The organism is Subtercola lobariae (assembly GCF_014640255.1).
Taxonomy (GTDB): Bacteria; Actinomycetota; Actinomycetes; order Actinomycetales; family Microbacteriaceae; genus Subtercola; species Subtercola lobariae.
This window is the reverse complement of sequence record NZ_BMGP01000001.1, coordinates 79,835-101,552: the sequence shown is the minus strand read 5'-3', so window position 1 is coordinate 101,552 and position 21,718 is coordinate 79,835. Positions and strand designations below refer to the sequence as shown.

Annotated in this window: 19 protein-coding genes; 13 read left to right on the top strand and 6 right to left on the bottom strand. The window is 65.3% G+C overall.

Annotated elements, in window-relative coordinates; genetic code table 11:
- Positions 1 to 359 precede the first annotated feature (359 nt).
- The 4 genes from IEX24_RS00505 to IEX24_RS00490 all read left to right on the top strand — a co-directional run bounded on the left by IEX24_RS00505 (position 360) and on the right by IEX24_RS00490 (position 3,744).
- Positions 360 to 881 carry a MarR family winged helix-turn-helix transcriptional regulator gene (locus tag IEX24_RS00505; RefSeq protein WP_188672053.1) on the top strand — a complete coding sequence of 174 codons (522 nt, stop codon included), beginning with the start codon at positions 360 to 362 and terminating at the stop codon, positions 879 to 881.
- A gap of 3 nt (positions 882 to 884) precedes the next feature.
- The gene (locus tag IEX24_RS00500) at positions 885 to 2,309 is read left to right on the top strand and encodes a cryptochrome/photolyase family protein (RefSeq protein WP_188672048.1); all 1,425 of its coding nucleotides are present in this window, start codon (positions 885 to 887) and stop codon (positions 2,307 to 2,309) included.
- Between the two features lie 104 nt (positions 2,310 to 2,413).
- Positions 2,414 to 3,010, top strand: coding sequence for a molybdopterin-dependent oxidoreductase (locus IEX24_RS00495; RefSeq protein ID WP_188672045.1), 597 nt, complete (start codon positions 2,414 to 2,416; stop codon positions 3,008 to 3,010).
- Positions 3,010 to 3,744, top strand: a complete 735-nt coding sequence (locus IEX24_RS00490) for a ferredoxin reductase (protein WP_229715025.1) — start codon at positions 3,010 to 3,012, stop codon at positions 3,742 to 3,744. The genes IEX24_RS00495 and IEX24_RS00490 overlap by 1 nt, the downstream gene beginning before the upstream one ends.
- 127 nt (positions 3,745 to 3,871) lie before the next feature.
- Here the strand turns inward: IEX24_RS00490 and IEX24_RS00485 are convergent, their stop codons facing one another.
- Together IEX24_RS00485 and IEX24_RS00480 are read right to left on the bottom strand one after the other, a co-directional pair.
- A complete protein-coding gene (locus tag IEX24_RS00485; protein WP_188672042.1) occupies positions 3,872 to 4,630 on the bottom strand; it encodes a dienelactone hydrolase family protein in 759 nt (252 codons plus the stop codon).
- 152 nt (positions 4,631 to 4,782) lie between these two features.
- Positions 4,783 to 5,925 carry a TIGR03557 family F420-dependent LLM class oxidoreductase gene (locus IEX24_RS00480; RefSeq protein WP_188672039.1) on the bottom strand — a complete coding sequence of 381 codons (1,143 nt, stop codon included), beginning with the start codon at positions 5,923 to 5,925 and terminating at the stop codon, positions 4,783 to 4,785.
- 567 nt (positions 5,926 to 6,492) lie between these two features.
- On the opposite strand from IEX24_RS00480, the gene IEX24_RS00475 reads away from it, so the two are divergent.
- On the top strand, positions 6,493 to 7,221 hold the full coding sequence (locus tag IEX24_RS00475) for an endonuclease/exonuclease/phosphatase family protein (RefSeq protein ID WP_307821406.1): 729 nt from the start codon (positions 6,493 to 6,495) through the stop codon (positions 7,219 to 7,221).
- An 82-nt stretch (positions 7,222 to 7,303) separates the two neighbouring features.
- On the opposite strand, the gene IEX24_RS00470 is transcribed toward IEX24_RS00475, so the two are convergent.
- The 3 genes from IEX24_RS00470 to IEX24_RS00460 form a co-directional block, all read right to left on the bottom strand.
- The gene (locus tag IEX24_RS00470) at positions 7,304 to 8,977 is read right to left on the bottom strand and encodes an FAD-binding oxidoreductase (protein ID WP_188672036.1); all 1,674 of its coding nucleotides are present in this window, start codon (positions 8,975 to 8,977) and stop codon (positions 7,304 to 7,306) included.
- Entirely contained in the window at positions 8,974 to 9,747 is a 774-nt protein-coding gene (locus tag IEX24_RS00465) for a lysophospholipid acyltransferase family protein (RefSeq protein WP_229715024.1), read from the bottom strand. The genes IEX24_RS00470 and IEX24_RS00465 overlap by 4 nt, the downstream gene beginning before the upstream one ends.
- Before the next feature lie 80 nt (positions 9,748 to 9,827).
- Positions 9,828 to 10,598, bottom strand: coding sequence for an SDR family NAD(P)-dependent oxidoreductase (locus IEX24_RS00460; RefSeq protein ID WP_188672032.1), 771 nt, complete (start codon positions 10,596 to 10,598; stop codon positions 9,828 to 9,830).
- 102 nt (positions 10,599 to 10,700) lie between these two features.
- On the opposite strand from IEX24_RS00460, the gene IEX24_RS00455 reads away from it, so the two are divergent.
- The 6 genes from IEX24_RS00455 to IEX24_RS00430 all read left to right on the top strand — a co-directional run bounded on the left by IEX24_RS00455 (position 10,701) and on the right by IEX24_RS00430 (position 18,289).
- Positions 10,701 to 11,603: a ferritin-like domain-containing protein gene (locus IEX24_RS00455; protein WP_188672021.1), complete on the top strand. Its 903-nt coding sequence runs from the start codon at positions 10,701 to 10,703 to the stop codon at positions 11,601 to 11,603.
- The gene (locus IEX24_RS00450) at positions 11,600 to 13,951 is read left to right on the top strand and encodes an HAD-IB family phosphatase (RefSeq protein WP_307821407.1); all 2,352 of its coding nucleotides are present in this window, start codon (positions 11,600 to 11,602) and stop codon (positions 13,949 to 13,951) included. Before IEX24_RS00455 ends, IEX24_RS00450 begins: the two co-directional genes overlap by 4 nt.
- The gene (locus IEX24_RS00445; RefSeq protein WP_188672018.1) at positions 13,944 to 15,479 is read left to right on the top strand and encodes a lactate racemase domain-containing protein; all 1,536 of its coding nucleotides are present in this window, start codon (positions 13,944 to 13,946) and stop codon (positions 15,477 to 15,479) included. Before IEX24_RS00450 ends, IEX24_RS00445 begins: the two co-directional genes overlap by 8 nt.
- Entirely contained in the window at positions 15,479 to 16,207 is a 729-nt protein-coding gene (locus IEX24_RS00440) for a lysophospholipid acyltransferase family protein (RefSeq protein WP_188672015.1), read from the top strand. The genes IEX24_RS00445 and IEX24_RS00440 overlap by 1 nt, the downstream gene beginning before the upstream one ends.
- 141 nt (positions 16,208 to 16,348) lie before the next feature.
- Complete coding sequence (locus IEX24_RS00435; protein WP_188672012.1) at positions 16,349 to 17,143, top strand: ferritin family protein; 795 nt, start codon at positions 16,349 to 16,351, stop codon at positions 17,141 to 17,143.
- A gap of 57 nt (positions 17,144 to 17,200) precedes the next feature.
- Positions 17,201 to 18,289: a diacylglycerol/lipid kinase family protein gene (locus IEX24_RS00430; RefSeq protein ID WP_188672009.1), complete on the top strand. Its 1,089-nt coding sequence runs from the start codon at positions 17,201 to 17,203 to the stop codon at positions 18,287 to 18,289.
- Between the two features lie 255 nt (positions 18,290 to 18,544).
- Here the strand turns inward: IEX24_RS00430 and IEX24_RS00425 are convergent, their stop codons facing one another.
- Positions 18,545 to 19,066, bottom strand: coding sequence for a hypothetical protein (locus IEX24_RS00425; RefSeq protein ID WP_188672007.1), 522 nt, complete (start codon positions 19,064 to 19,066; stop codon positions 18,545 to 18,547).
- Between the two features lie 99 nt (positions 19,067 to 19,165).
- Here IEX24_RS00425 and IEX24_RS00420 point away from each other — a divergent pair, with 99 nt between their 5' ends.
- Positions 19,166 to 20,953, top strand: coding sequence for a RecQ family ATP-dependent DNA helicase (locus IEX24_RS00420; protein WP_229715023.1), 1,788 nt, complete (start codon positions 19,166 to 19,168; stop codon positions 20,951 to 20,953).
- A gap of 10 nt (positions 20,954 to 20,963) precedes the next feature.
- Positions 20,964 to 21,632: a histidine phosphatase family protein gene (locus IEX24_RS00415; RefSeq protein WP_188672003.1), complete on the top strand. Its 669-nt coding sequence runs from the start codon at positions 20,964 to 20,966 to the stop codon at positions 21,630 to 21,632.
- Positions 21,633 to 21,718: the final 86 nt, after the last annotated feature.

Below are 21,718 nucleotides of genomic sequence, written 5' to 3'. Positions count from 1 at the left end.
CCTGCCTCATTTGCAAAGCCTCTACTCGGGTGCCGGAGCGCCATTCGAGCGGGAGGTTTTGACGCCAACGCGAACTCTGGGCAAACGCTTAGGAAAATAACGTTTTGATAACTTGATTACCGTTACATAAACGTTATATGGTTCTAGAGCGTTAGTTGTTTGCTGTGGCAGCGAAGCGCGGAATGTGATTGCAGGACACTCTTGGTGCAAGGGAAAGAGCCGGTCGTTAGCCTCTACGACCGGCTCTTGTCTGTTTAACCGCCGCCGCACAGTCTGGCTCAGGCCCTTCCGGTCAAGCCCACGGTGAAACTCCCCTGCGGAGAGCGCGGCAGCCTAATCTGTAGGTGAGAGGTGCAGTGATGGTTGAAAAAGAGTTGTCTGCCGAGACGAGCGAGCACGGTGCGACCGCCGAGCGGGTCAGCCCGGTCGGCGCCTGGGAGGCGCTGTTCCGCGCCCAGGTCACTGTCATGCGTAAGCTCGCCGAAGACTTTCCCTCGCACGTGATCTCGCTGACTGAGTATGACGTGCTCTACACCCTCTCGATTCAACCGCACCGCCGCATGCGCATCCGTGACCTCAACAGGCGAACCCTACTCACCCAGCCGAGCGTTTCGCGACTGGTCGACCGACTTTCGGCGAAAGGCATTCTCTCCAAGGCCGTCGACCCCTCTGACGGTCGCGGCACGATTGTGAGCCTCACCGACCAGGGCTTTGCCATCTACCGCGATGCCGCACGCGTGCACGGTCGGTCTATCACGGGCCAAATGACCAAGGCACTCGATGCTGACGAACTGGCGCAATTACTCGCCCTCTGCGACAAGTTGCGCATCGGCGTCAGCGGGGGCTCGGATGACTGCGTCGTCGACCCCGAGGCCGAGTAACCGGTGGCATCGCCCACGCTGGTCTGGTTTCGTGACGATCTGAGGGTTGCCGATCATCCGGCCCTCCACAACGCGGTCGAGCGCGGCGAACCCATCGTCTGCGTCTATGTTTTCGACGAGGTCAGTGACGGCATTCGCCCGCTCGGCGGGGCGACAAGGTGGTGGCTGCATCACTCGCTCGAGGCGCTGGCGGGCGAGTTGGATGCCCGTGGCCTCACCCTCACCCTGCGATCGGGCCGCGCGGCCGACGTCATCGCAGAACTCCAGGCTGAGACAAGTGCTGGTGCCGTGTACTGGAACCGCCGCTACGGTCTGGCTGAGCGTGAGATCGACACGGGCATCAAAGCCGAACTGGCCGCGCAGGGTGTCGAGGCGCGCAGTTTTCACGCGAACGTGCTCTTCGAGCCCTGGACTCTGCAGACCGGCCAGGGCCAGCCGTACCGCGTGTTCACGCCGTTCTGGCGCGCCTGCCTCTCTGCGCCCGCGCCCCGGAAGCCGCTGCCCGCGCCGAGCCGCGAGACGGTGCAGCGGCTCGGCAGCGCCGGCGCAGGTGGCGACGGCGCCCTCACGAACGGGAGCGACACCCAGCCCACTCGCGCCCGGGCCCCGCACCCCACAACCGAGAACCTCGACGACTGGCACCTGCTCCCTACCCACCCCGACTGGGCCGGCGGCTTGCGCGAGGCCTGGGTTCCCGGCGAAAAGGCAGCGCACGCCCAACTGCAGCGTTTCGTGAAGAACGACCTCACCGACTACCTCGACGATCGCGACCTGCCGGCGAGAGACGCCACCTCGCGCATGTCACCGCGGCTGCGCTTCGGTGAGATCAGCCCCTTTCAGCTCTGGCACGCGACCGAACATAGTGCGCCAGGGGCAGCGGGCTTTCTGCGTGAAGTGGGGTGGCGCGAGTTCGCGTACCACTTGCTGTACCACTTTCCGTCGATCACGACCGAGAACATGCGGCCCGCCTTCAACGCCTTTCCGTGGGCGAAACCCACCGACGAGGTGCTGCAGAGGTGGCAGCGGGGGCACACGGGCATCCCCCTCGTCGACGCGGGTATGCGCGAACTGTGGCAGACCGGCGTGATGCACAATCGCATCCGCATGGTCGCGGCCTCGTTTCTGGTGAAGAACCTGCTGCTCGACTGGCGCATCGGCGAGGCCTGGTTCTGGGACACGCTGGTCGACGCCGACCCTGCCAGTAACAGCATGAACTGGCAGTGGGTCGCCGGTTCGGGGGTGGATGCCGCACCCTACTTTCGCGTCTTCAACCCCGCACTGCAGGCGAAGAAATTCGACCCCGAGGGTGAGTACATCAACGCCTACGTGCCCGAGGCCGGCACCCCCGAGTACCCCGAGCCGATGGTCGACCTCGGCGAATCGCGCAAGCGCGCCCTCGAGGCCTACGACGTCGTTCGCGGTACCTGACCACGGGGTGGGTGGCCCCACGAGGGCTACTGCCGAGCATCCGCGATTCTGGCGCGCCAGCCCCCGCGGCCACTAGATTGAAGTGACAACGGAAAGGGCAACTCATGGGCATCTTTTCACCCGGCTTCGTCGGCCGCCGGCGCGACGCCAACCCGCTGCTGCCGCCAGGGCAGTACGAGGTCTCGAACTTTCCGGTGCTCTCGGCCGGCCCCACCCCGAAGATCAAGCTCGACGACTGGGCGTTCTCGCTGCGGGCGGGCAACGGCGACCTGAAGGCGTGGAGCTGGGAGACCCTGATGGGCCAGCCCATCGAAGAGATCACCGTCGACCTGCACTGCGTCACGCGCTGGTCGCAGTTCGGCATGGGCTGGCGCGGCGTTTCGCTCGATGTGCTGCTCGACGGCGTCGACACGTCGACCACGCCGTACGCGATGGCGGGCTGCTACGGCGGCTACACCACGAACGTGCGCACCTCAGACCTGCTGGGCGGCAAAGCCTGGATCGCCTTCGAGTTCGACGGCAAGCCCCTCGCGCCCGAGCACGGCGGGCCTGCGCGCCTGCTGATTCCGCACCTGTACCTCTGGAAGAGCGCGAAGTGGCTCAATAGCCTCACCATGATGGATCATCACGAACTCGGCTTCTGGGAGATGTACGGCTACAACGACATCGGTGATCCCTGGAAAGAAGAGCGTTACAGCTAGTGGTCGATTGGCACATGGCGACGGTCGCCGAGATTCACGACGAAACCGACACCGCTCGTTCGCTGCGCCTCAAGATAGCCGACTGGCCGGGGCAACTGTCGGGGCAGCACCTCGACATTCGGGTGACGGCGCCCGACGGGTACCAGGCGTCGCGCGAGTACTCCATTGCCTCTGGTGCGTCGACAGATAAGGATGCCCTGGTCGAGGTTTCGATCGAAGAACTCGCCGATGGCGAGCTTTCACCGTACCTGGTGCGCGGTGTCGAGGTGGGTGACCAGCTCGAAGTGCGCGGCCCGGTAGGGGGATACTTCGTGTGGCGCCCCGAACAGACTGAGCCCGTGCAGTTGATTGCGGGCGGGTCGGGGGTTGTTCCGCTGATGTCGATGTTGCGCACGCATGCTGCTGCCGGGCATCCGACGCCCATGCGGTTGCTGTACTCGGTGCGGGCGCCGCAGTTCGTGTTCTACATGGACGAGTTGATGAAACTCGCCGAAGACTCGAACGACACGGTAATGCTCGATTACGCGTACACCCGTGAGGCGCCGAACGGCTGGGCCCGTTCGGTTGGGCGACTGACTCGTGACGAAATTGTGGAGCTGTCGCTGCCGCCCTCGGCGAATCCCATGACCTACATCTGCGGGCCGAACAGTTTCGTCGAGAGCATCGCGATGTGGCTCGTAGAGCTCGGCCACCCCGCCGACCGCGTGCGCACGGAGCGCTTCGGCGGCGCGTAGCCCCCGGTCACCACCCACCCCGGCTCGGCGCGGCGGTGCGCTGCCGATTGGTGTCGCTAACTCGGGCCACAGACGATTTCTTCGCCCCTACACGCGCGGGGATGCGCATGGCCTCTGTAGCGCCAGGTCAGGCCAAGTGCTCAGTGAAGAAGGCATCGATGCGGGCCCACGCGTCGGCGGCCGCCTCGGGGTTCGGGCCGGCACCCAAGATGAGCGCCGTCAGCGGGCGCAATGCCCGCGGACCCGTGGGGGCATCGTTCAAGAACGAGTGGCCCGCTGTGGGGTATTCCTTCACATCGTGGGGCACACCACGGGCCGCGAGTTCGAGCTCGAGCTTGGCCGCCGCGCCGCGCTGAGTGAGGTCACGAGCACCATAGCTCGCCACGATGGGGCACGGGTCGGTGAGCGCCTTCGCGAGATCGCGCGGCGGCGGCCCGTAGTTCACACTTGCCGCGTCGAACCCTCGGCCCGACGCAGCGACCAGGGCGAACCCGCCGCCCATGCAGAAACCCAGGATTCCGACTTTGCCGTTGCAGTCGTCTCGCGCCACGAGATAGGCGCGCGCCGCCTCCACGTCGACCCAGGCACGGCCCTCGCCGCTCGTGATGGCCGCGAACGTCGACCGCACGCACTTTCGAACTCCGCCGTCGACGAAGATGTCGGGCATCAGCACGAGATACCCCATCGCCGCCATTCGGTCGACCTGCCTGCGCATCACGTCGGTCATGCCGAACGCCTCGAACACCATAACCGCCGCCGGCCACGGACCCTCGCCGGCCGGCACCGCCAGCACACCGTACAGCCCCGGGCTCATGCCGGGCAGATCGGCACCGGCCAGGTCGACATCGCTCACGGTTGGGCCAGTGGATGCTGCGGCGGCGCTCATTCGGGCTCCTTCAGGTCACTCGGGGTTGCTCTGAATCCTAGGCCCGCCATCGAGAGAAGGTCATGCAGACGAGAGAAGGTGGCGCGACGGCTTCTCTCGTCTGAAGCGGGTTCTCTCGAGGGCGGACGAGGTGGGGTGGGCAGGCAGGCGAGTTACAGCGCGCGCAGCTTCTCGAGCAGCGGCTCGGCCACGGTGTCGAGAAACTCCTGCTGGCGGGCATCCCCCACCTGAACGAGCGCGATGTCGGTGAAGCCCGCGTCGAGAAACGGCCGCACGCTCTCGGCGAGCTCGTCGAGGTCGGGGCCGCAGGCGATGGAGTCGGCCACGTCTTCGGGGCGCACGAACTGGCTTGCGCCGGCGAACCCGGCCGGGGTCGGCAGGTCGGCGTTGACGGCCCAGCCGCCGCCGAACCAGCGGAATTGGTCGTGGGCGAGCGCAATGGCCTCGTCTTTGTCGGGCCCCCAGCACACCGGAATCTGCCCGATGGAACGCGTCTGATTGGCCGGCGGCCGAACCGTCGCGGTGTCTCCCCCGGCGACGCCCGGATTCGCGGACGCCGAGGCAGCGGCCCGAGCGGCAGCCGACTCCGAGGCAGCAGACGCCGACGCATTACCCGCCGAACGCGACTCCGACTCCGACCCCGATTGCTCTGCGGCACGCACGTCGGCCAGCGCCGCCGACCGAGCCTCGCCCCAGCCCGACACGAGGTCGCCGTCGGGCTCGGTAGCAATGAGGTGGTCACCGAGCGGCGCGAACCGCGCAATCGACTTGTCGCCCGAAACGGCGAGGGCGAGGGGCACGCCGCCTTCGGGAAGATCCCAGACGCGGGCAGAGTCGACCCGAAAATACTCACCCTGCCACGTTACGAGTTCGCCGGTGTGTAACGCGCGGATGATCTGCACCGCCTCTTCGAACATGTCTTGCCGGGCATCCACCATGGGCCAGCCCTCGCCCACGATGTGCTCATTGAGGTTCTCGCCAGCGCCGAGCCCCAGAATGAAACGGCCATCGGCGAGTAGCTGCAACGTGGCGGCCTTCTGGGCGACCACCGCTGGGTGGTACCGGATGCTCGGGCACGTCACATAGGTCGCAATCTCTACTCGGCTGGTGGCCTGCGCTACCGCGCCGAGCACCGCCCACGCGTACGGAGCGTGCCCCTGGCTCGTGAGCCACGGCGAGTAGTGATCACTTGAGACTTCGAAGTCGAATCCCACGTTCTCGGCGGCGACGGCATAGTTCACGAGGTCTTTCGGCCCGCTCTGCTCGGTCATGAGGGTGTAGCCAAAACGTGTCATGGGGTGCCTCCGGTGCGTAGTCGTGCGGGTACCCTCTCTACGATTTGCCTGCGCCGGGCATCCGTCAACCCGGCGGCACACCCGTTGCGCGGAGCCTCGCGCTCGGCTACGCGCGCCCGCGCGCACGACGGGCCGGGCGGTGACGGGCGGCCCCGCATCGCAGTCGAACCCTGCCTGCCTCTGCGATTACGGGGGCCGCCCTTTTACTCGCCGAACGGTACCTGCCTCGCGCCCGAACGCACGGCAGCTCAACGTCTCGACGAATTCTCTGCGGGTTACCTCCCCGCGACTACCTTCTCCTTCTGCGCCGCACGAAAACGACGACCCCGAACACCACTGCACCGAGCGCTACCGCGCTCGCCCCGCCCACCATGAATCCGGGGCCGGCCAGCGCGATGTGCACTTCATGAGCTTAGCTCATCTTGTGAAGGCGAGCAAACCGAAAGAGCGTGAACTCCGAATGAATCTCATGTGGCCTCTTGAGGCACGCATAACGACCCCAGTGAAGCTCGGTAGAATGAGCAGAGTTATTGGGGCACGACCGTTGGGCGGTTTGAACTGAAGATCATGAGCTACAACCTGCGCAGGCACGCAGCAACCGCTGAACTGCTTGAGCTGATTGAGCGTTACCCCGTTGACGCGCTGACCCTGCAAGAGGGCGACGGCGTGAGAATGCCCACCGAGATCGGTGATCTGCGTCTGGCGAGCGCCACCTATAAGAGCGAACTCGGCCTGGCCATCTACTACCGGCCGAGCCGCTTCACGGCGCTCGATTCGCACGCCTTCGCGCTGCGCCGAGCCATGCACGACCGCATGCTGCTGCCGGGCATCGAGCGACTGCTCACTACACACCTGGTCGACACCGAAACCGGGCAAGACGTTCAGCTCGCGTCGTTTCACGCCTCTCCGCTTTCGGCGACGAACCTGCTGCGGCGCCGTCAGATCAGGTCTGCCCTCACCCACCTCAGCGACCTGAGCCACGGCGCTGCGACGCTCATGGCGGGCGACTTCAACTACCCCATCTTGCGCAACAAGCTCATCAAGCAGGTCGAGTCGGCCGGCTACTCGCTGTCGCTGAGCGACGGCCCCACCTACTTCTACACGAAGTCGATCGCGTACCACTTCGACTTTCTCACCTCGAAGGGCCTCGACATCCAACTCGTCGAAACCCTCCCGCAGGGCCTCAGCGACCACCGCCCCATCATGGTGACCGCAGAGCTGTTGCAGCGCGCCAAGCTGCAGTCTCCGGCCGAGCCCGCCACGCACACGGGCCCCATCTTCGACGAGGTCGAGTAACCTGTCCCCTCCCCGAGATCACAAAAAGTGCCTCAAAACATCGTTTTTGGGGCACTTTTTGTGATCTCGGGGCCGTGAGCGGCTACCGCGGGAGGATTTTGCCGGGGTTGAGGTTGTTGCCGGGGTCTACCGCGGTGAACATGCCCTGCACGAGGTCGGCGCCCGCGGGCGAGATGTCTTGCTCTGTCCACTGCGAGTGCTCTACGCCCACGCTGTGGTGGTGCGAGAGCGTTGCCCCCGAGTCGATGAAGGCTTGCTGGATGGCCGACTTCACCACATCGTACTGAGCGAGTGGGTCGACCCCATCGTGCGTGAACGCGAACGTGAAGTACAGGCACGCGCCGGAATGCATCGAGTGCGACAGGTGGCACATGATCCAGCCGTCGCCTTCGAGACCGATCTCGGCGTAGGCCTTGTTCGCGGCAGCGAACACGTTGTCGTAGAGCGGCTTGAGTTTCGACCACGGCGCAGAGGTCTCTGACACGTCGGCGGCAGCACCGCGGTCGAGCAGGAAGTCGCGCAGGTACGGGGTGTCGAACTTCTTCTGGTCGTACAGTGCACCGGGGCCCTTGCCGAGCGTGATGGCGCCGTGCTTTTTCAGAATGTCGCCGACGACCGACTTCTGGTGCGAAACGTTCGCCGCTGAACCTTCGTAGCCGATGAATGAGAGGCACACCTCGTCGAGGTTCCAGCCGCGACGCTGCAAAAACGCGAAGAGGGCCTTCTGCACCTGACCGCTGATGCCGTGCGATGCCTTCGAGGTCGAGAACGAGAAGGCCGTCTCACGGGCATCCGAAACCCGGGTGATGGAGGGCGCGGCGTCGCTCTTGTTTATGTCGTGCATGGCGGCGAGGCCCGAATCCCAGTCGCGAAAGAGGTAGCCGATGACTTCGCGCTTGGCGGGCAGCTTGTGCACCTGAACGGTCGCTTCGGTGATGACGCCGAGGCGACCCTCGCTGCCGAGAATGGCCTCACGAACGCTCGGCCCGGTGGCCGACGACGGAATCGGCCGCACGACGAGCAGTTTGCCCGGCTGAACAACGCGCAGACCCTTGGTGATCTCGGCGATGTCGCCGTACTTGTCGCTCTGCATGCCCGACGAGCGTGTGGCGATCCAGCCACCGAGCGTCGAGTAGGTGAAGCTATCGGGCTGGTGACCCATGGTCCAGCCGCGGGCGTTCAGCTGCTCTTCCATGTCGGGCCCAAGCACGCCGGCCTGAATCACGGCCAGCCCCGAGTACTCGTCGATGTCGAGTACACGTGACATGCGGCCCATGTCGAGCGAGATGACGGGGCGCGTCTCGGTGGGTATCGGCTCGAGCGAACCCACGATGTTGCTGCCACCGCCGAACGGAATGATCACGGCATCTGACGCCACAGCGAGGTCGACGATGCGCTGCACTGCGCTCTCGTCGGCCGGGTAGACGACCACATCGGGAATGCGGGGCAGAACGCTGGCGCGCAACCGAATCAGGTCTCGGATGCTCTTGCCATACGTGTGCACCACACGCTCTTCATCGTCTTTCGTCGCGAACTCGGGGCCGACGATGGTCGTCAGAGCATCGAACAGCTCGTCGGGCGTCTGGCTCACCGGAACGTCGAGCTCGTCGAACGAGATCGGCGGAACCGGCTCCTTCCACACATCGATACCGACGGCATTCACAACGAATGGCGCAAACCCCGGCTTGTCTTCGTGGTGAAAACCCACACCTTCGACGCCCCAGCCCCACCATTTCATGTGCTTGACGTCGGTCATGCGGCTCCTCTTGTTGAATCGTTGTCGTCTGCCTGGCCCTCGGGTGCGCCGGCATCTGCTTCGAGCTGTGGGTAGTCATGCACGTTCGTGCCGGCAGCGGCGGCCTGCAACGCCTTCTGAGCCACATGCATCTCGCGAACGGTCTTCTCGATGCGCTGGTTGAAGTCGTCGACACTCTCGCCCTCGCCCGCCACCAGCGGGTCACCGAAGGCGACGTAGACGGGCGGGCGACCCGGAACCGGCCAGTTGCGGCCACGCGGCATTGCCTCGGTGGCACCGACCAGGGCCATCGGGATGCACGGAATGCCGGCCTTGATGCAGAGCGCGGCCGCACCACCCTTGAACGGCGCAATGGTGCCGTCTTTCGAGCGCGTGCCTTCGGGAAAGATCAGCAGCGGTACGCCGCGCTTGAGCAGCTTGGTTGTGAAGCCGTTCGACTTGGCGTTCGCACTGCGATCGACCGGAAAAGCGTTGAAGAAAAGGGCAGTGAGGCCTTTGCGCCACCACACGTCGAAGAAGTAGTCAGCCGCAGCCGCAGCCGCGAGATACCTCGAGAGCCTGCTGGGCATCGACCCCAGAATCAAGGGCGCATCGAGGTGGCTGGAGTGGTTCGCCACCACGATGTAGCCGCCCTTCACCTCGCGAACCTTCTCACGACCAGTGATGTTCACCTGCACCAGCGACCAGATGACGGGTTTCAGCAGCATTCGCTGCGCGACGAAGCGGGCACCGGCCTGCGCCTTTGACGTGTAACGATTGCCGAACTCCACCTGCCCAGCGTACTCAATAGCTCAGCGGAACCGAAACGGCACCAAAAACCTGGCAAAGTGCCTGGAGGATACTATTTAGGTCAGTGCGATCTGCTCGACGAGATGCGACCCGAAATGGCACGGATGGTGCTGCGCGGCAGATGCCGAGTGAAGAACGTCAAGAATTTGAATCGGCCGGAGGGGATGGAGATGACCTTGCCTTTTGCCACGTCTGCCAGGCAGTCGGCAACCAGCTCGTCGACGTCGATCCACAAGAAGTTGGGTATCGACGATTCTCGTATGCCTGCACGTTCATGGAATTCGGTGTGCACCCAACCCGGGCAGAGCGCCGTGACCTGCACGCCGCTGCCCTTCAATTCAACGGCCAGGCCTTCGGTGTACGACGTCACCCACGCCTTGATCGCCGAGTAGCTGCCCATGGTGATGTACCCGGCGACACTCGAGATGTTGATGATGGTTCCCGTGCCGCGCGTTCGCATTCCGCGCCCTGCGGCTGCACCCAGCATCAGCACGGCGCGGCCCATCACGTCGAGCGCTCGCTCGTGCGGAGCGGTGTCTTCGGCCAGCAACGGAGTGTGTATGCCGAATCCGGCATTGTTCACCAGCACGCCGATGGGGTTCGTCTCTCGCGAGAGAACCTCGGCGACACGCACCACATCGGCACGATCAGAGAGATCGGCCGACACCGTCTCGACCTCGACGCCATATGCCTGGCGCAGCGATTCGGCCGTCTCATCGAGGCGCGTCTGGTCACGCGCCACCAGCACGAGGTTCTCACCCCGCTCTGCGAATGCGCGCGCGAACGCCGCACCGATGCCCGACGTGCCGCCTGTAACCAAAGCCGTAACCATGGCAACCAAGATACGTCACCGCAGCGAACGACTACTGTGCATACAGAGAAATCTGGGTGTTCGACACGCTCGCACCGCTCCCACCGGCCTTGGAGGCCCCCGATGACTGACCTGCCCACCACCCCCGAAAACACGTTCGACGACGCCGCTGCGACCGACGATGCGGCTGAGTGGATGCCCGTGCCAGAAGATTCGGGCGACTTCGACATTCGTGCCTATACCCGCACTGCTGCCGGCAGTCATGCAGATTCATTGCCGCTCGAAGCCTTCGCCGAGCATCCACTCGCCGGCAAGACCTTGCGTGCCATAGCGTACCTGCGCGACCTCGAGCGTTTCACCATGCACCACATGCGTGACGTGTTGGTGACTCCCTCGCATAAAGACGCGCGCCTCACCGCGTTTCTGGCTACCTGGGCGTTCGAGAAGTACTGGATCGCCGACGCCTTCGACCGCATTCTCGCGGCGCACAGTTCGTTCGTGCCCGCCAAGAACCGGGCGCGGCTGAGGGTCGTGCGCTTCGGCCGCGAGTTCGCCGACCGCGTCTCGCCCATCTTCACCGCCGTACGGGCCAACCTGATCGGCGAAGACTTCATTGCGATTCACGTCACGCGCGGCTTCATTGATGAACTGGTCAGCCGGGCCACGTACAGTCAGATTCTGAAAAAAGATGACAACGAGGCGCTGACCGAGGTTCTCGAGGGCTTTCAGGTACTGCGCAACCGCCATTTGCAGTTTTTTGAAGGCGAAACCCTTCGGCGGCTGGAAGAATCGAATTCGGCTCGCAAACTCACCCGCTCTTCTTTGAAGCGTGCGTGGGCGCCCACCGGCACCGCCGAACAACCAACCCAGGAGACCCGATTCATGATGACCTACCTGTTCAGTGATGCCTCAGGGCGCGCTGACATCGCGGCCGTAGATCGGGTCGTCGACTCCCTGCCCGGCCAGCGCGGCCTGAAAGTGATGAGCAAAGCCGCTCGTCGCTTCGGCGTGAAGGTGACCGCGTGAGCCCGCGCACCGCTGAGTTCGCGCCCCTCGAGGGCCAGCACATCATGCTCACCGGAGCTACCGGCTTCGTGGGCCAGGCCATTCTCGAGAAACTGCTCGCCGACTACCCGACCACCCGCGTCACCCTGCTGATTCGCCCGAAGGGTTCGCTGACCGGCCAGGCGCGACTCACGAGCCTCTTACGCAAACCGGTTTTCGCCACGTGGCGCGAGCGGGTCGGCAAAGAAGAGGTCGAGCGTGCCGCTGCCGAGCGCATCACGGTGGTCGAGTCGACCATGGGAGACGTGGCCAGCCTGCCGTCAGACCTCGACGTGCTGATTCACAGCGCCTCGACCGTGTCGTTCGACCCGCCCATCGACGAGGCCTTCAAGACCAACGTCGGCGGGGCCGTCGGCCTCTACGAAGCACTGCTGCGCACCGGCTCAGACCCGCACGTCGTGCACGTGTCGACCGCGTATGTGGGCGGCATTCGCAAGGGCACGACCGTCGAGGCGTCGCTCAAGCACAGCGTGAACTGGCGGGTCGAGATGGATGCCGCGATCGCCGCCCGGGCGCAGGTCGAGGCCTCGTCGCGGCGCCCCGAAATCCTCCGCAAAGTCATCGCCGAAGCCCGTACCGTGTCGGGCAAGGTCGGCCCGCAGGCCGTGGCCGCTGCCGCCGAAGAAGGCCGCAACGCCTGGGTCACCGCACGCCTGGTCGACTACGGTCGGGTGCGCGCGCAGAGCCTCGGCTGGGCCGACGTGTACGCCCTCACCAAGTCGATGAGCGAGCGTGTCGCCGAAGAACTCTGGGCCGGCAACGGGCACCGCCTCTCGGTGGTGCGGCCGGCGATCATCGAAAGCGCCCTGCGACACCCCTACCCCGGCTGGATCGACGGCTTCAAGGTCGCCGACCCGCTGATCATCGCCTACGGTCGCGGCCTGCTGCCCGAGTTTCCGGGCCTGCCTGACAGCATTCTCGACATCATTCCGGTCGACATCGTGGTGAACGCCACCCTCGCCGTTGCCGCCAACCCGGCGCCGCGCGACGAGCCGAAGTACTTTCACCTCAGTTCGGGCGGGCGCAACCCGCTGACGTTTCGCGACATCTACGAGAACGTGCTCACCTACTTTCGGGCGAATCCGATTCCGGATGATCAGCGAGGGCACATTCGCGCACCGCTCTGGGCCTTTCCGGGCGCCCGCGCCATCGCCCGTTCGCTGAAGTTCGGCGAGCGCTCGAACAAGTACGCTCAGCGAGCCCTGCTGCGACTGCCCTCTGGCAAGACCACCCGCAACTGGCAGCGCCAGGTCTCTGCTCGGCAGACGGACCTCGAACTGCTTCGCGCCTACTCCGACCTGTACCAGAACTACACGCAGGCCGAGATCATCTACGACGACAGCAAGACCGCAGCGCTGAACGAGACCCTGCCGAAGTCGCAACTGGAGAAGTTCGGTTTCGACGCGACCGACATCGACTGGGATCACTACCTGCAGCAGGTGCACTTTCCGGCCATCACGACGCTCATGCGCACCTTCAGCTCGCGCCCCCGGGCCAAGGAGCAGAAAGAGAAGCCGCTGCCGCAGGTGCCGAACGTGGTCGCCGTGTTCGACCTCGAGGGCACGGTGCTGGCCACGAACATCATCGAGCAGTACCTCTGGGTGCGGCTCGCGAGTGTCGACAAATCGAAGTGGCCGGCCGAGCTGGCCAATCTGTTCGGCTCGCTGCCGCGCTACATTGCTACCGATCGACGCGATCGCGGCGAGTTTCTCCGTACATTCCTCAGGCGGTATGAAGGCGTCGACGAGGCGGCGCTGCGTTCGCTGATTCACGACTCCATCGGCGATGTGCTGCTGCAGCGCATCCGCCCCGAGGCTGTTCGGCAGATTCGCAAGCACCGCGAGGCCGGGCACCGCACCGTGCTCGTCACCGGTGCGATCAATGTGTTCACCGAGCCGTTCACCTCGCTCTTCGACGAGGTGGTCGCCAGCACCATGCACTCGAAAGACGGCGTGTGGACGGGTTACCTTTCGAAGCCGCCGCTCGTCGATGAGGCTCGGGCCGCCTGGCTCAGACTCTACGCCGAGCGTGAAGGCCTCGACCTCTCGAAGTCGTACGCCTACGGCGACTCTCACGCCGACCGCGCCTGGCTCGAGCTGGTGGGCAACCCGCAGGCCGTGAACCCCGACGCCGCGCTCTTTCAGCACGCCACCACCAAGCACTGGCGCATTCACCAGTGGAACGATCAGGCCCGTTCGCGCCTGAACACCATCAACGAACTCGTGCGCGGCGACATGGCGAGCACCACCCACGCGCCGGCGCACACTCCACTCACCCTCGAAAGCCCGAAAGAGACAACTCATGAGTAGACCAGGCTTCGTTCTGAGCGTCGACGCCCAGACCCCGCCGCTCGTCGTATTTCAGGGCGAGAAGGTGCTGCTCGAGCGGCTGCCGAGCGGCGCGAGCGTGCTCTACCCGCCCGATGCGCTGCCGGGCATCCATCAACTCGACGCCGAAGTCGCGCACGCACTCGCCAACCCGGTCGACAGCGAACCACTCGCCGCCCTTTTGCAGCGCGGCTCTCGCGTCACCGTGGTTTTCGACGACCTCTCGCAGCCCATCACGTCTCGCACGGCTCCAGATGTTCGGCAGCGCGTCATCGAGCATGTGCTCGAACTGGCGGCAGCCGCGGGCGTCGACGACGTCGAGTTGATCGCTGCAACCGGTCTGCGCCGAAGGCTCACCCCGTACGACCTGCAGCGCGTGCTCGGCGAGCGTGTGTTCGCCTCGTTCTTTCCCGACCAGTTGCACAGCCACGACGCCGAAGACGGCAACCTCGTGGAGGTCGGCAAGGCTGCCGACGGCACGCCCATCGAGATCAATGCGCGGGTGGTGTCGAGCGATCTGGTGATCTCGGTTCGGCTCGCGACAGCGGTCGGAAACGAGGGTGCGCCTGCCGTCGCCACAAAGCTGGCAAGCGCTCGAACGGCTCGTGCTCTGACCTCGCCGTTGGCGGCTGCCGCTGGTGCTTCGGCGTTCGAATCGCTCGTCGACACCATCGGCGACAAGGCCACGGTCTTCACCATCGATGTGACGCTGACGCCCGAACCGACGGGGCCCGCGACGGCGTTTCTGAGCAAGCGCGAGCGCGAGTGGAGCATCACCGACCGGGTGCTGTCGGCCGGCATTCAGGCCGCGACCAAGGTGCTGCCGTCACGGGCGCGGCTCGGGTTGTCTCAGGTATCGGGCGTGGGTTTCGGGGTGACGTCGGTTCTTGCGGGCAAGCCGAGTTCCGTGCATCCACTCACCGAAGCGTTCTTGGCCCAGCAGCAGGTGGGCGTGGTCGATTCGCCCGCAGATGTTGCGTTGTTCGGCATTCCGAACCCGAATGGGGTGGGCACCGCGCTGAATCCGGTGACTGCTGCGAGCCTGGGGCTCGGCCAGATCTTCAACGGTCAGGCCGCGAAACCCGTGGTCAGGGCCGGCGGCACGGCCATTTTCTATCACCCGCTGACACCATGGTTTCACCCGCTCTACCACCCGGCATACGTCGACTTCTTCGCCGAAGCGCTGAGTGCCACCACCGACCCGGCCGTGCTCGCCGCCGACTTCGAGGGCCGGTTCGCCGCTGACTCGTGGTACCGCCACCTCTACCAGACGAGCTACGCGCACCACGCGCTGCACCCGTTTCACGCCTGGTACTCGGCAGCACCGGCCATCGAGCACCTCGGCGAGATCATCTTCGTGGGCGGCAACCTCGAGTCGACCAGGCGCATGGGCTTCAAGGCCGCGACCACGCTGAACGATGCTCTCGAAATGGCGTCAGACTCTGTGGGCCTCAGCCCCTCGATCACGTACGTGCACGGTGCGCCAGTGAGCATCTCTGAGGTGAGCTGATGGCTGCACCCTCGCGCCAGGCGGTGCGGCTGCTGGTGAACCCGGTGGTACGCGGCCGCGAATATCTGACCGAGCTGCCGGGGCCGTTCATCTTCGTGGCGAACCATCCGAGCGAGTTGGATGCTCCGCTCGTGTCGCAGGTGCTGCAGGGCGTTGTGCGGCGAGTGGTCAGCGTGAGTGCTGCGCCCGAGACGGGGCTGCGTGCCGCGGCGGTCAAATCGCTCGGGCTGCGCACGACGCGAACACTCACCTCCATGCTCGCGCACGGGGGGAGCCTGCTGCTCTTCGCCGAGAACTACCGCGCAGACGACGGCACGCTGACCGAGTTCAATCTGGGGGCTGCTCGGCTGGGCATCCAGACCGGCGTGCAGATCGTGCCGGTGACACTCGTTGGCACGTACCGGGCGCTGCCGCCATGGCGACGGTTGCCCGAAACCTCGCGGCCGAAAGTGAGCGTTATTTTCGGGCGACCAATCCAGGCGGCGCCGGGCTCCGAACCCTCTGCGGTGAATGACCAGATCGTGAAGGCTATTACGCTCGGGCTCGCTGAGGCCGAGGCAGGGTGGTACGGAGCGCTTCGGGCTGAAGCAGAAGGCACGTTTGCTGCGGTTGCGGGCTCGAGTGCTGGTTCGAGCACTGGCGACGTCGGCGATTCGGCTCGCTGGCAGCGCATCTGGAAGGCAACCGCACCCGATAAGTCGACCAGGCGAACCGTCTGGGTGAAGTAGAACTTTTCACACCACGCAAATTTTCAGCAAAGCACAGCAGAATAGAAGCACGGCAGAATAGTCAGTAGACCTGGCGAACGGAATACGACAGAACGGGAGGGATGAGACCGAAGCGCCTCGCGCGGTTCGTCTCAAGCACTCATGGCCTTCGACATCGACAACTACACCAAGACCAGCAAGAATGTGGCGTGGGAAGACCTCGACTTCGAAGACTTCCGCACCAACCCGCTGCCCCCCGACACTCTGCGTGTCGTTCGCTACATGGCTGACGTCGAGTACCACACCGTCTGCTACATGCGCGACATGCTCGTCACCCCTTCGCACCGCGACTCTGACGTGACCGGCTTCATGACCATGTGGAACCGCGAGGAGTTCTGGCACGGCGAAGCACTCGCCGACGTGCTGCGGATGCACGACATCACCCTCGAGTTCGACGAACTCAAGTCGAAGCGCTTGAAGCTCGGCTGGAAAGACCGCATCGACCCGGTGAAGCAGTCTGTGCTGTCGAACCTGGTGGGCAAAGACTTCATCGCCGTGCACATGATCTGGGGTGCGGCCAACGAATGGTCGGCCGTGGCCGCCTACAAGCGCCTCGCCGAGATCGAAGGCAACCCGGTGCTCGCCGAGCTGCTGAAGCGCATCGCCATGCAAGAGGCACGGCACGTTGCCTTCTACGCGACTCAGGCCCGCGAACGTCTCGCGAAGAGTGTCGTAGCGCAGAAGTTCGCGCGGTTCGCTCTGGGCAAGTTCTGGGGGCCCGTGGGTTCGACCATCATGGACAAGGCCGAGGTCAAACACGTGATGGGCCACATCTTCGGTGGCCCCGACGGGCGCAAAGCCATCAACGCTATCGACGCCCACATCGCGAAGATGCCGGGGCTCGGCGGGTTGACGATTGTGTCTGACTCGCTCGACGCGAACGGCATCGCGGCTTAGCGCCGTCTGCGAGACGGCCGGCCTCCTGCTGATGACGGGCTGCTGATCGTGTCGAATGTGCCGAGACCGCGCGCCGCAATCGTCTACAACCCCACAAAGGTCGATGCGGGCCGGCTGCGGGCCCAGGTCGAGCGAATCGAGGCCGAAAAGTCGTGGGGGCCGAGCCTATGGGCTGCGACAACTCTCGACGACGCCGGAGAGGGCGCCACGCTGAGGTTGCTCGAGCAGCAACCCGATGTGGTAATTGCGGCGGGCGGCGACGGAACAGTGAGCGCGGTGGCGCAGGCGCTTCGGCACCAGGGGGTGCCGCTGGGCATCCTGCCGACCGGAACGACGAACCTCTTCGCACGGGCACTCGGCCTGCCGCTCGGCAGTCGTAAGGCAGCTCTACGGGCGGCGTTCGGCGACACCGTGCGCTCAGTCGACGCCGGGCGAGTGGATGCGACGCTCGAGTCGGGCGAAACCGTGCAGCGGGCGTTCCTGGTGATGGCGGGCATGGGTGTCGACGCGCAAATGGTGGTGAACACGTCAGACCGGGGCAAGAGCACGCTCGGCTGGACGGGCTACATCGCCGCCATTGTGGGATCGTTTCGCAACAACGAGCGGTTCGAGCTGACCTATTCGCTCGACGAGGTGGCAGAGCGGCCCGAACCGGCGCACACGATCGTGATCGGTAATGCGGGGGTGCTGCCGGCGGGCATCCGCATGATTCCGGGCGCACGCATCGACGACGGGTTGCTCGACGTGGTGGTTCTGCGCCCGCTCGGCGCGCTCGAATGGGCCCGCGCAGTGGGCTGGTTCGTGCGCACCAATACGCCGTATCTGCCGAGGCGAGCGGATGCCCGTGCCGCCGCCACGGGCACGGCCCCCGTTTCGACCACCTCGGTAGTTCACGGGCGCGCTCGGGCCGTGACGCTCGCGGCGGGCGAGGCGCAAGACTTCGAGATCGACGGCGAGTACCTCGGTCGCGTCACTGCGGCCTCTGCGTGGATCGAGCCTGCGGCGCTGCGCGTGCGCGGGAGCGTCGGGCCCGACGCGGTCGCGGTGGGTGCGGTCGCGGCGCGAGCGGTCGCCGCGGGAGCGCCGCGTGCGGTGCGTACTGCGGCGGTGAATGAGCCTCAGGTGAGTGAGTTACACCCCAACTGAGGTCGGCGTAGGTGTCTCACGCGGCGCACAGGCGCCCCACTGCCACCCAAAGTGGCGGCTGGGGAACTCGAGTACGCGGTGAGTCACACGCTAGACGTTCGGCTTCGCAAACCGCTCGACGGAGTTGCGATCGATCATCGTCTGACGTATGCTCATTAGTGCGGTCGGCATTAGCTGGCTGAAGTGAACTCGGTAGCCTTCCGGACGGTCGGTGAGCCGAGTTTTGCGTTTTAACACTGCCGGGCGAACTGCCGCTCACACACCGATGACGCTCTCGACGAGGGGATCGACCCGGCGCTTCCAGTGACCGCCTCGCGCAACACACCACGCGATTGCGTCGGGAACCCAAAGTAACGGTTCGCTCGCCGCCCGTTCGTGAACGTACGTCATCGCGTTCGTCTCTCCAAGTCGAGAGAGCTCTTCATACATAACGTGACGATCAAACTTCTCAATCGACAGATCACTCTCCAATGTGATTCGAGTGACGCTTTGTCTTGCCGAATCGCGCACAACGGCGGCTAGACAGAGACGGCGCGACTGAAGATCATCGAACCCGCCAGCTCGATAGACACTGACCTTCAGGTTCAGAGACGCAAGGGTCGAAAGAATGTGTCTACGCCGTGAATCACTTTCTTTCACAAAGTGCACGCGTCTCTGCCCCGATTTTCGCAAGCCCGAGACAGCCTTGCGCAGGCGGTTCGCATTGGCGGGCTCGACACACAGGGTGACGATGTAGTAGTCAGAGCTCTTGCTCTCGTCGAGAAAGAGCAGAGTCACTCGAGGCCTTTCGTCTTTAGTTCAAGAAGGGACGACATCATCATACGTGGGGATTTGTCACTTGCCATTTGCCACCACGGTGGCGGGTAGCCTCGAATCGTGAACGAAGCGGGCAACACAGCGAGCCGGGATGAGGGGCGAGACGAGGTGGCGCGCGTCGCGCGGGAGGTGTTCGGGTGGGCGACCTTCAGGCCCGGGCTCGACGACGCTATGCGCACCCTTGTGGCGGGGCGCGACGTGCTCGCGATCATGCCCACGGGGTACGGAAAGTCGTCGATCTACGAAGTCACGGGTACAGTGCTCGGCGGCGTCACGATCGTCATCTCGCCGCTCATTGCGCTGCAAGAAGATCAGGTGCGGGTTCTGGGCGAGGTTACGGATGCCCCGGCGGCGGTAGCCCTCAACTCGAGCCATGGGCAGTCCGCCGCGCGCGCCGCGTGGCGGCTCATCGAGCAGGCGCGGGCCGGGTTCGTGTTTCTCGCGCCAGAGCAGCTCGCCAACCCTGACGTGCGCGAGCGGCTTGCAGCGCTGCCGATTTCGTTGTTCGTCGTCGACGAGGCGCACTGCGTCTCATCGTGGGGGCACGATTTCAGGCCCGACTACCTGACTCTGGGCGAGTCGATCGAGGCGCTCGGTCGTCCGCCCGTGCTGGCCATGACGGCAACGGGGCCGGCGCCGGTGCGCGATGAGATCGTCGCGCGGCTCGGCATGCGTGATCCGCAGCTCGTGGCGCGCGGGTTCGATCGACCGAATCTGCATTTCAGCGTGGTGCGGCACGAATCCGACGCCGAGAAACGGCGGGCCGTGGTGACCCAGGTCGAGGCACTCGAGCGGCCCGGGCTCGTTTACGTTGCGACGCGTGCCGACACCGAGCGGTATGCGGGCGAGGTGGTGGGGGCGGGCATCCACGCGGCCGGGTACAACGGCGCAATGCCGGCGGCCGAACGCGACGACGTGTACGAGAAGTTCATCGGTGACGACCTCGAGGTGGTGGTGGCGACCAGCGCATTCGGCATGGGAATCAACAAACCGAACGTGCGTTTCGTTGTGCATGCGGCGGTCACCGACTCACTTGACAGCTATTACCAAGAGGTGGGGCGCGCGGGGCGCGACGGGTTGCCTGCCGCAGTGACCCTGCATTACCGCCCGGAAGACTTCGCGGTGACCCGGTTCTTCGAGGGCGGTAGACCCGACGAGGCCGAAGTGAAACGCATCTTCAGCGCCATCAAGAATGCACCGGGCGTTTCGCGGGTCGAGCTGGCCATCGCCCTCGATACGCATGAGCGCGCGATCGGCCGGATGCTCGGGCTGCTCGACGAGGCGGGAGTGATCAGTATCGACGACGGCGCTCTCACCGCAGCTCACGTCGGCGCTGCAACCGCCGCCAAACGGGCGACGGAGCAGGCCGCAACCCGGCAGCGCATCGAGCACTCGCGCGCCGCGATCATGCAGGAGTTCGCCGAGACGCGCGCCTGCCGACGACAGGTTCTGCTGGGGTATTTCGGCGAGAACCTGCCCGAGCCGTGCGGCAATTGCGACACCTGCGACTCGGGGAGTGCGTACGAGGTCGCGGCGCACGGCTCGGCGTCGAGCAGTACGGGTGCGGGTGCGGGTGCGGGTGCGGGTGCGGCCAGCGTGGCCCGCGCGGCCGGCCAACCAGAGGGGGCGGGCGCGGCAGGCGGCGCGGGCGGGGCGGTCGGCGCAGGCAGCACTGTCGCGACTTCGGCGTTCGCGGTCGACGCCCACGTGAAGCACAAGGCGTGGGGGGCGGGCGTGGTGATGCGTGTCGAGCCCGACCGCATCACCGTGTTCTTCGAGCACGAGGGCTACCGGGTTCTCTCGCTCGACGATGTCGAGCGATATCACCTGCTCACGCTCACGGCGTAGGCTGAAAGCGATGCGTCTTCTACTAATTCGACACGGCCAAACCATCGACAACGTCAACGGGGCCATCGGTACCACCGTTCCAGGGCCCGCACTCACCGAACTCGGGGCCGCCCAGGCCGCCGCAATTCCTGCGGCACTAGACGGCGAACGTATCGACGCGATCTACGTGTCGGCCATGCAGCGCACCCGCCTCACGGCCGAACCGCTGGCCGCCGCCCGCGGCATCGAGCCTCAGGTCGTCGAGGGCCTGCATGAGATCAGTGCGGGAGAGCTCGAGCAGCGCACCGACACAGAGTCGATCAAGGTCTACATCGGCACGATCTTCGCCTGGTGGAACGACTTCTCGGCACGCATTCCGGGCGGCGAGAACGGCGCTGAGTTCTACGCCCGTTACGACGGAGCCATCGAGTGGATTGCGGCGCAGCACGCGGCAGACCCTGAGAGCACCGTGGCGATCGTCAGCCACGGAGCCGCGATCAGGGCGTGGGCGTCGTTCACCTCGCAGAATCTCGATGCGCAATTCAGCCGCGATCATCCGCTCGACAACACTGCGGTCGTCGTGCTCGAGGGTTCGCCCGAGGCGGGCTGGGTCACCACCGCGTGGGCGGGCGAGCCGCTCGGTGGGCCGGCCCTCGAAGACGCCACCGCGGTCGATCCGACCGGTGAGGCCACGCCGTAGCGTTCGCGCGACCAGCGCCTGCGCCTGCAGCTGCCAGCGCGTGCCGCAGGCTGCACTCGCGCCAGCGCCTGCGCCTGCCGGCGCGT

What these genes read in the sequence shown, in the direction of transcription:
- IEX24_RS00505 (WP_188672053.1), top strand. Translation starts at nt 360, where the DNA reads ATGGTTGAAAAAGAGTTGTCTGCCGAGACGAGCGAGCACGGTGCGACC.
- IEX24_RS00495 (WP_188672045.1), top strand. Translation starts at nt 2,414, where the DNA reads ATGGGCATCTTTTCACCCGGCTTCGTCGGCCGCCGGCGCGACGCCAAC.
- IEX24_RS00485 (WP_188672042.1), bottom strand. Translation starts at nt 4,630, where the DNA reads ATGAGCGCCGCCGCAGCATCCACTGGCCCAACCGTGAGCGATGTCGAC.
- IEX24_RS00480 (WP_188672039.1), bottom strand. Translation starts at nt 5,925, where the DNA reads ATGACACGTTTTGGCTACACCCTCATGACCGAGCAGAGCGGGCCGAAA.
- IEX24_RS00475 (WP_307821406.1), top strand. Translation starts at nt 6,493, where the DNA reads ATGAGCTACAACCTGCGCAGGCACGCAGCAACCGCTGAACTGCTTGAG.
- IEX24_RS00470 (WP_188672036.1), bottom strand. Translation starts at nt 8,977, where the DNA reads ATGACCGACGTCAAGCACATGAAATGGTGGGGCTGGGGCGTCGAAGGT.
- IEX24_RS00460 (WP_188672032.1), bottom strand. Translation starts at nt 10,598, where the DNA reads ATGGTTACGGCTTTGGTTACAGGCGGCACGTCGGGCATCGGTGCGGCG.
- IEX24_RS00455 (WP_188672021.1), top strand. Translation starts at nt 10,701, where the DNA reads ATGACTGACCTGCCCACCACCCCCGAAAACACGTTCGACGACGCCGCT.
- IEX24_RS00445 (WP_188672018.1), top strand. Translation starts at nt 13,944, where the DNA reads ATGAGTAGACCAGGCTTCGTTCTGAGCGTCGACGCCCAGACCCCGCCG.
- IEX24_RS00440 (WP_188672015.1), top strand. Translation starts at nt 15,479, where the DNA reads ATGGCTGCACCCTCGCGCCAGGCGGTGCGGCTGCTGGTGAACCCGGTG.
- IEX24_RS00435 (WP_188672012.1), top strand. Translation starts at nt 16,349, where the DNA reads ATGGCCTTCGACATCGACAACTACACCAAGACCAGCAAGAATGTGGCG.
- IEX24_RS00415 (WP_188672003.1), top strand. Translation starts at nt 20,964, where the DNA reads ATGCGTCTTCTACTAATTCGACACGGCCAAACCATCGACAACGTCAAC.